At 49.0% G+C, this 1307-nt stretch carries 2 protein-coding genes and 1 pseudogene; 1 reads left to right on the plus strand and 2 read right to left on the minus strand.

What is annotated here, in order from left to right:
• Window positions 1-200 precede the first annotated feature (200 nt).
• Window positions 201-764, plus strand: coding sequence for an isochorismatase family protein (locus V6N04_RS18960; protein WP_371171736.1), 564 nt, complete (start codon window positions 201-203; stop codon window positions 762-764).
• A 93-nt stretch (window positions 765-857) separates the two neighbouring features.
• Here the strand turns inward: V6N04_RS18960 and V6N04_RS18965 are convergent, their stop codons facing one another.
• Window positions 858-1181 (minus strand): GNAT family N-acetyltransferase, encoded by a 324-nt coding sequence (locus V6N04_RS18965; RefSeq protein WP_371171737.1) that lies wholly within the window; start codon window positions 1179-1181, stop codon window positions 858-860.
• 14 nt (window positions 1182-1195) lie between these two features.
• A pseudogene (locus V6N04_RS18970) lies at window positions 1196-1307 on the minus strand (IS5-like element ISCARN85 family transposase); the annotation flags it as partial.

Genomic DNA, 1307 nt, shown 5'->3' on the forward strand with positions numbered 1-1307 from the left:
GACGACACGCTCCCGAATATCCAGTGATAGCGATTTGCCCATGATCCACCTCCAAATATGGTGAATCACAAAATCCGCATCGTCGGAATCCCACCGATTCAGATTTCAAGGACGGCGCTCTAATGTCTGCTCCTTTCTTTTTCAAACCAAGTGTTGCAGGTAGTTGTTGACGCTGAAGCTTGAGCACGTGACAACGCAGTATGACAGATGTTCTTCTTCTTATTGATGTTCAAAATGCCATCCTCGACGGTACGGCAAGCGATAACCGCGTCGAAGCCGTCACGTCGTATTTCGACGCAGTTGTTGGGAGGCTTTCCATTCTAAAGGAAAATGCGGCGTCGCAAGGCGTTCAGACAATCCTTGTTCAAAACGATGGTCCTGCAAGCCATCGACTAGCTGTAAACACCGATGGTTGGGAAATCGTGCCTCGACTTGCTCCGACCCAAAAAGATATTGTTGTCCATAAGGTGAGCTGCGACTCGTTCCATGAAACGGATCTTTTGGAACATCTCACGCGAGTTGGGGCGTCTCGTCTCGTCGTCGGTGGGTGCATGACGCAGTTTTGCGTCGATACAACCGTTAGACGCGCAGTGTCCTCTGGATTTGATGTTGTGCTTGCTTCTGATGGTCACTGTACTGGGGATTCCGGAGCCTTAACGCAATCCGAGATAATCGCTCATCACAACAACACTTTAGATGGATTTGATGCTGGGCCATGTGTTGTTTCGGTCGTGCCGACGGCTGAAATCTCTTTCAGGACTTAGCAATCCGGCACGACATCCCAAGTAACGCAGGCGCAGTTTCTGTGAAGCCAAATTTTTCATAAAGTTTGTTCGCAGGAACATCCGCAAGAAGGCTTAGAAAGGCCGTTTCCGGCAACTCTTTTTTGCCCAATTCATAAGTGATGTCATCACCAGCTTTCCAAGACCCTTACCTCGAAAACGAGGATCGACGGCAATATCAACAATCTGCACAAAACAGCCACCGTCTCCGACGATCCGTCCCATTCCGATGGCCTCATATTCGCAACGAAGTGTCACCGCAAATAGTGTGCCTTTAAGACCGATTTCCGCTGCCTCAGTGGAAAACGCACTTAGCCCGCCCTCTCTGCGAAGTCTTAGATATTCCTCAACTAATGGCGGTATTTCAGTGACATCAATCAAGCTCGTGTTGACGGTCATGCAATTAGGGCCTGTTAACACTTAATCATATCGACGATTAGGGCGAAATTCAGGAAAGCGCGGTACATGACGTCCAGCTTTTCGAACCTTGAGAAGATGCGCCGGTATCCTTTCAGCCTTCGAAAC

The sequence above is a fragment of the Aliiroseovarius conchicola genome, assembly GCF_041403445.1.
GTDB lineage: Bacteria > Pseudomonadota > Alphaproteobacteria > Rhodobacterales > Rhodobacteraceae > Aliiroseovarius > Aliiroseovarius conchicola.